This window comes from Halochromatium sp., assembly GCF_054919635.1.
Map to the genome: position 1 here is coordinate 1 of NZ_JBUDPI010000179.1, position 7,390 is coordinate 7,390.

General features: G+C 64.4%; 6 protein-coding genes. 5 read left to right on the top strand and 1 reads right to left on the bottom strand.

Annotation, left to right across the window (positions count from 1 at the left end; translation table 11 throughout):
* The coding region (locus ACY693_RS11585; protein WP_462321979.1) for a DUF58 domain-containing protein at positions 1 to 701 on the top strand (701 nt) is incomplete at its 5' end.
* Positions 698 to 2,935, top strand: coding sequence for a transglutaminase TgpA family protein (locus ACY693_RS11590; protein ID WP_462321980.1), 2,238 nt, complete (start codon positions 698 to 700; stop codon positions 2,933 to 2,935). The genes ACY693_RS11585 and ACY693_RS11590, both read left to right, overlap by 4 nt.
* A gap of 62 nt (positions 2,936 to 2,997) precedes the next feature.
* On the opposite strand, the gene ACY693_RS11595 is transcribed toward ACY693_RS11590, so the two are convergent.
* Positions 2,998 to 4,515, bottom strand: coding sequence for a lytic transglycosylase domain-containing protein (locus ACY693_RS11595; RefSeq protein ID WP_462321981.1), 1,518 nt, complete (start codon positions 4,513 to 4,515; stop codon positions 2,998 to 3,000).
* Between the two features lie 289 nt (positions 4,516 to 4,804).
* On the opposite strand from ACY693_RS11595, the gene rlmH reads away from it, so the two are divergent.
* From rlmH to rng, 3 genes are all read left to right on the top strand, one after another.
* Positions 4,805 to 5,329 (top strand): 23S rRNA (pseudouridine(1915)-N(3))-methyltransferase RlmH, encoded by a 525-nt coding sequence (gene rlmH, locus ACY693_RS11600; RefSeq protein WP_462321982.1) that lies wholly within the window; start codon positions 4,805 to 4,807, stop codon positions 5,327 to 5,329.
* An 11-nt stretch (positions 5,330 to 5,340) separates the two neighbouring features.
* Positions 5,341 to 6,015: a Maf family protein gene (locus ACY693_RS11605; protein ID WP_462321983.1), complete on the top strand. Its 675-nt coding sequence runs from the start codon at positions 5,341 to 5,343 to the stop codon at positions 6,013 to 6,015.
* Positions 6,016 to 6,084: 69 nt separating this feature from the next.
* Positions 6,085 to 7,390: ribonuclease G (gene rng / locus ACY693_RS11610; protein ID WP_462321984.1), on the top strand; the 1,306-nt coding region annotated here is incomplete at its 3' end.

Consider the following 7,390-nt stretch of genomic DNA (forward strand, 5'->3'; position numbering starts at 1 on the left):
CGACCGTCGGTGGCCAACCGGCACGGTTTCGGGTTGAGCTCTGGAATCAGCACGGCCGGCGTCACGGCGAGCTGTGTCTGCGCGGCGGAGACTGCGCCGAGATCATCACGGGCAGTCACAGCGAGCTCGATCTGCCGCTGGTCACTCAGCACCGCGGATTGATGCGCCTCGATGAGATCCAGATCGATACCCGCTATCCGCTCGGCCTGTTCCGCTCCTGGGCGCTGGTGCAAACCCCGGCGCAGGTGCTGGTCTATCCGCGCCCAGCCCCGCAGGCACCACCAGCGGGGCTCGCCGTGGCGCCAGAGCAGCGGGCGAAGGATGCCGCTAAGAGCTCGCAAGACCTGGGGGCCGATGACTTCATCGGCTCACGGGCCTATCGCGCCGGCGACTCGCCCCGGCAGATCGACTGGAAGACGCTAGCCCGCGAGCGGGGCCTGGTGACCAAGCAATTCGGCGGCGACCAAGCCGCCCGTGTCCAGCTCGACCTGCGTCAACATCACGGCAACCTAGAGCAGCGTCTGTCCCTGCTGACGCGCCAGGTGCTCGATGCCGAGGCGCGCGATCTACGCTATGGGATGCAGCTCGGCGCTGAAGCGATCCCTTACGGCAAAGGCGAGCGCCATAAACACCGCTGCTTGGAAGCCTTAGCGCGCTATTCAGGGCCCGCGCATCCTGATGCCCCGCGAGGCTCAGCGTGAGCCGGAAACCCGCTAGCCGTCGGCCACGCTGGTCGGCTGACCGACTCCCGCTGCCGCGCCTCAAGATCCCATTCCGCGGGCCAGCGCCCGCAGATGACGACCTCAACGACCGCGAGGCTGGGCCGCCAAGCCCAGACGCCCACCGCGACCGCTACCGCGATCTGCCCGCCGATCGCTGGCAGCTCATTGTAGCAACCCTTCTGCTCGGACTCGGCGCCGCGCCTCTGCTGCTCGCGCTCCGTTTGCACGTCGGACTCTTTGTCCTCAGCCTGCTGCTGATCAGTGCCGCGGCCATTCGCTGGCCCCGCCTGCAGCCGAACCGCTGGGTCTTGGTTGCCCTGACGCTGCTCGGTGGGCTGGTCGTGCTCGATAGCTATCACTCGGTGGTTGGGCAGCATGCCGGCAGCGCGCTCTTGCTGGTGATGATTGCGCTGAAGCGGCTCGAAAGCCGCACACGGCGCGACCTGCGCGTGTTGGTCATTGCCTTCGGCTTCCTGCTGGTGATCCAGTTCTTGTTCGGCAAATCGCCCTGGCTCGCAGTCTGGATGCTGCTGATGCTGGTCGGCGCGGTCGCCTTGCTGACCGACCTCAGCGTCGCCGGGCGGTCTCAGCAGCGCCTCGCAGACTGGCGAACAGCTGGCCGCATGGCGCTCATCCTAACCGCCCAAGCCGCACCACTGGCGTTCGTGCTATTCCTGCTCTTCCCGCGGCTCGACGCGCCGCTCTGGGATCTCCAGCTAGGCGACGAGCGCGCGATCAGCGGTCTCAAGAATTGGCTCGAGCCAGGCTCGATTAGCGAGCTGATCGTCTCTGGCGAAGATGCCTTTCGGGTGCGTTTCGATGCCCCGCAGGACGCGGCCCAAGACCTGCCCATCAACGCCATGTACTGGCGCGGCCCGGTCCTCTGGTGCACCAATGGGCAGCGCTGGCTGCCGCTGCCAGCACTCGCGCCAGCGCCGCGGCCAACGGCTGCGGCAGCATCGGAGGCGGCGAATCGCTCCGACAAGACCCAACCGACCGATGCCCTTCCGGTCCGCGAGCTCCTCAGCGAGCCCATCAGCTATACCGTCCTGCTCGAGCCGACGGATCAGCGCTGGCTGTTCGCGCTCGAGCTGCCCACTCGGCTACCGGAGCGCTCGCAACTCACCGCCGATTTCCAGCTCCTCGCCGAGAAGCCGGTGACCGATCTCCGGCTCTACCGGGCCAGCTCGGTCCTCGACTACCGGATGAGCCGACTCGCGCCAGCCCATGAGCAAGCCGCCTTGCAGTTACCGCCGAACGTCACCGAGCGGACCCAGGCGCTGGTCGCCGACTGGCAGAGGATGTCTGAGACCCCGGCGCAGGTCGTGCAGCAAGCGCTAGCCTTCTTTAGCCAACCGCCCTTCCGCTATACCCTGCTGCCCCCAAGGCTCGGCGACAACCCAACCGATGAATTCCTGTTCGAGACCCAGGCCGGGTTCTGCGAGCACTACGCCTCGAGCTTCGTCCTACTGATGCGTCTGGCCGGCATCCCGTCGCGCATCGTGCTCGGCTATCTCGGCGGTGAGTACAACCCACTCAGCGGCGATTACCTGATCCGCCAATCCGACGCCCACGCCTGGGCCGAGATCTGGCTAGAGGGACGCGGCTGGACACGGGTAGACCCGACGGCAGCGATCGATCCAGCGCGTGTCGAGCGCGAGCTGCGCTTCGATAGCCTAGGTCGCACCGCACCGGCACGTTTTCGAGTCGAAGAGTCCAGCGTCATCGGCCAGCTGGTCCGCAACGCCCGTTTTCTGGCCGATGCCTTCGACTCCGGCTGGAGGCACTGGGTGCTCGGCTTCTCGAGCCAGGATCAATTCCGACTGCTAGATCGGCTCGGTCTCGGCGCATGGCGCGAGTACGGGCTCGCGCTGCTGATGACGATTGCAGGCTCGGCCGTGATGCTTGGATGGGCAATGGCGCTCGCTCGCAAGCCAAGAACACATGACCCGGTCCAACGCTGTTGGCAGCGCTTCGGACGACGGCTCGCCCGCATCGGCCTGGGACCCCAGCACCACGAAGCACCGCTTCATTATCGTGCGCGCGTGTTCAAGGCGCGGCCCGACTTACAGCCGACAGTCGACCCAATCGTCGACAGCTACATCAAGCTCCGTTATCAAGCCCTACCGACAAAGACCGTTCAGCAAGCACTTTGTCGACAGGTCGGCCGCTTCCGTCCCCGGCGTCGCCGCGGTCCCGGCAGCTCTCGATAAACGTTAGCCGCTGATGTCCGGGAGAACAGGCGAGTGGCTAAGCGGCGCCTTGTCGAGGTGCTCTAACCGCTGACCTTGAGCTTCTGACCAACCCGGATGGTGTTGTCGTTGGGGCCGAGCTGGTTGAGCTTGCGGAGCTTGTCTACGGAGATCCCGTTGTTGACGGCCACCCGATAGAGGGTCTCATCCGGCTTGACGACGTGGTACTTTGGCGAAGACGTTGTGGTTTTCGCCGAGGATCTCGCCGTTGCTGGCTTGCTGGCCGCGGTTGTCGCGCTCGTGGACTTGGTCGTCGCGAGTCTTGCGGTACCGCTCTTCACCGTCTGCTTGCTGGATCTGCTGTCATTACGCACCACCAAGGACGCCGTCGACGGCACGCTGATGCGGTCACGATAGTCCGGCGGATGAGAGGCTACGCGGCGCGTGCTGCCTGCCGGCAGCCAGACCGTACTGCCTGCCGGCAGCTGGGATCGGCCTTCGATCGCCGGGTCACGCCAGTGGAGATTCAGCCGAGCCAGGCTGGCGGTCGAGACGCCGTAGTGATTGGCCACATGATGTGCAGGCATTGGGCTGCGCAGCACCAAGCGCTCATGGGACCAAGGCTGCTCGTAGCGCACCCCCTCCGGGAAATAGCGCTGCGGATGATCGGCCACCTCGCGTGCGGCGACAAATGATGCATAGAAATTGCGAGAAGCGAAGCCGAAGGCGCGGCCCTTGTAGTGCTTGACGATCTTGCCGATGTCGTCGCCGTATTGGGCCTTGGCGTTGGCGACCCCGCCCTTGCCGTGGTTATACGAGGTGATAGCCAAAGGCCAGCTGCCGAGCTTGCGATGCGCCGCGGAGAGGTAACGCGCAGCACCGTCAGCACAGGTGATAGGATCGAGCCGCTCGTCGATGTTGCGGTCCACGCGCATGCCATAGTCGCGCCCGGTCGCTGGCATGAATTGCCAGATCCCAGCGGCACCCACGCTCGAGCGCGCATGGGTTTGGAACGAGGACTCGACATGGGGCAAATAGGCTAGGTCTTCAGGGACCCCTTTGGCACTCATGATCTGCCGGAAATAGGGGTCGTAGCGACCGCTGATCTCGAGACCGCGCTTGAAGCGCTCGCGCACTCCTCGCTGACTGCGCAGCCGATCTGAGGCGCCATAGACCGCACTCTTGCCTGCACCCTGCTCGATCTTGGCGAGCAACGCTTTGTCCGAAGCGGTCAGCGGCGCGCGCTCCCGCACCTTACGCTCGAGCGAGCTGAGTCGATCCCGATACAGCGCCTTGCGTGACTTCACCCACGCGCGCTGCTCGTTGGTATAGCCTTCTTGGATGGCACCGGGCAGCTCAGCCACCTCATAGACGACGCCCATATGCTCATTATCATGAAAGGCCACCTGCCCACGACTCCAGACCCCGTAGACATGACGCCAGAAATCGACGTTCGGCTGAATCTCATCCGGGACCGGAAACAAACCGCTGTTGTCGTAATCAATCTTGGAAACGCCATCGCCGCGCAGGTTGGAGCCACCCCCGCAGCCTCCGAGCATCAGGAGCGCCATCAGAGCAAGCACCCACAGGACCAAGCCCATGCGCGTCTCGGACACCGCCAAACCGGCACGCGCCCCAGTTTGAGGTCTGGCCGCGGCTACCTCTCTGAGAAGGCCAAGGCCATCGTCGCAGGGCGATCGGTCACCGAGCAGGTCATCGGACGAGTGGATGTGGCTCCTCACTTGCTTGCTCATAACGCGACCCGACCCCCGAGGTATTTTCATTGAAAACAGATAGAATCCTGGCCTACTTGAGGCGATTTCGCAAGAGCTGATCAGGGCATCAGCCTGCGGCTATTGCCAAACGCCCTGAACAGTTTATCGGACTGTGATGCATATCCAAATTCTTTGCGTCGGACGACGCATGCCGACTTGGGTCAATGAGGGCTTCGGCGAGTACGCGAAGCGCCTGCCGCCGAGCTGCGCCCTGACACTGGTCGAGATTGAGCCTGCCGCGCGTGGCAAAGGGCTGGGCCGAGGCCGGAGCAAGTCCGGACAACGCGCACAGCTCTCGACCGCAGAGCGAGATCGCTTGCTCGCCGATGAGGGCGACCGGCTATTGAAGGCGACACCAAGCACGGCGTTGGCAATCGCCCTCGATGTCCGGGGGCGTGCCTGGAGTACCGAGGCCTTGGCCCAGGAGCTCGAGGCCTGGATGGCCAGTGGTCGCGACGTCGCGCTGTTGGTGGGCGGACCTGACGGACTCTCGGCCAGCTGCCTGGCACGGGCTGAGCAACGCTGGTCGCTATCGCCGTTGACCTTCCCCCATCCATTGGTGCGCATCATCCTCGCCGAGCAACTGTACCGAGCCTGGAGCATGACCCAGGGCCACCCCTACCACCGCAGGACAGCATGAGACGCGTCAGCATGAGAACCGACGCTTTGCACCGAGACGATTTGCGCCAATCTGAAGAGCCACCCTCGGAGCTGTTGCTGGCTTCACGCTCGCCGCGTCGACGCGAGCTCTTGGCGCAGTTGGGACTGAGGCCGCAGCTGGTTGCGGCCGACACCGACGAGACGCCGCTCGCGGGCGAGTCCCCGGAGGTCTACGTGGCGCGTATCGCTCGCGCCAAGGCCCGGGCCGGCTGGGCAACCTTATTCAAGCCCGTCACTCAGCCATTGCGGCCATTACTCGCCGCCGACACGGCTGTCGTGGTCGAGGGTCAGATTCTGGGCAAGCCCGCAGATGCCGACTCCGCGCTGCGGATGCTAGCCTTATTATCTGAGCGATCTCATCGGGTGCTCACCGCGGTGAGTCTGCTCGCGCTGAGGGACGCTGGGCAGCAAAGCGACGGTCGGCCGCTCGAGCGACAGGTGCTAGTCGCGACCGAGGTCCGGCTGCGCAAGATCTCGCCGGCTGAGGCACTCGCGTACTGGGCCAGCGGCGAGCCGCGCGACAAGGCTGGCGCCTATGCGATTCAGGGCCGGGGCGCGATCTTCGTCGAGTCCATCCGCGGCAGCTACAGCAACGTCGTCGGCCTGCCGTTGTTCGAGACCGCATCGCTGCTGCGCGAGCAAGGTCTCGATCCGCTCGCTCATTAGACGAAGAATCATAACGAGGTCAATACCGATGCCACTGAGCCAAGCCGCTGCGCAGCCCGCGGCCCGACGATGAGCGAAGAGATACTCATCAACATCACTCCACCGGAGACGCGCGTCGCGGTGGTCGAAAACGGTGTGGTCCAGGAGATCATCATCGAGCGCGCCGAGCGCTGCGGTCTGGTTGGGAACATCTACCACGGGCGCATCTGCCGTGTGCTGCCTGGCATGCAGGCCGCTTTTGTCGAGATTGGCCTGGATCGGGCAGCCTTCTTGCACGCATCCGACATCATGACCGCCGGTAGTGAAGCGCGCAGCGATCACATCAACAGCCTGGTCAAAGAGGGCGACCCAATCCTGGTACAGGTGGTCAAGGACCCACTCGGTAGCAAAGGGGCGCGACTGACCACCAACATCTCGATTGCTTCACGCTACCTGGTGTTCATGCCGCGGCTCGGCAACACGGGCGTCTCGCAGAAGATCGAGGACGACGACGAGCGCAAGCGCCTGCGCGAGGTACTGCAGGCCTATGTCGACGAGCACGAAGGGATGGGCGGCTACATCGCCCGCACCGCTGCAGAGACGGTCAGCGACGACGACCTCTGCCGCGACATGGCCTTCTTGGCCAAGCTCTGGAACGGCATTCGCGAGCGTGCCGCAAGCGCAAGCGAGATCGGTCTGATCCATGATGACCTCCCTCTGGCATTGCGCGCGCTGCGCGACCTGGTCACCCCCGAGGTCGAGCGGGTGCGGATCGATTCCCGCGTCACCGTCGACAAGGCACGACCCTTTGCGGTCAAGTACATCCCGGAGATTGTCGACCGCATCGAATACTATGGCGGCGAGCGGCCGCTGTTCGACCTCTACGGGGTCGAAGACGAGATCCAAAAGGCCCTGCAGCGCAAGGCGCAGCTCAAATCGGGCGGTCATCTGATCATCGACCAGACGGAGGCGATGACCACGATCGACGTCAATACTGGCGCCTTCGTCGGCCACCGCAATCTCGAGGAGACCATCTTCAAGACCAATCTCGAGGCCGCGCAGGCCATCTGTCGACAGCTGCGGCTGCGCAACTTAGGCGGGATCATCATCATCGACTTCATCGACATGACCGATGAAGAGCACAAACGCCAGGTCCTGCGTGCACTCGAGAAGTGTCTCGCGCGCGACCATGCCAAGACCCACATCACCGAGGTCTCGGCCCTCGGGCTGGTCGAGATGACCCGCAAGCGCACCCATGAATCGCTCGAGCACATCCTTTGCGAGCCCTGCCCCTGCTGCAATGGGCGCGGATCGCTGAAGACCGCCGAGACCACCTGCTATGAGATCTTCCGCGAGATCCTGCGCGAGGCACGCCAGTTCGAGGTCGAGCAGTTGC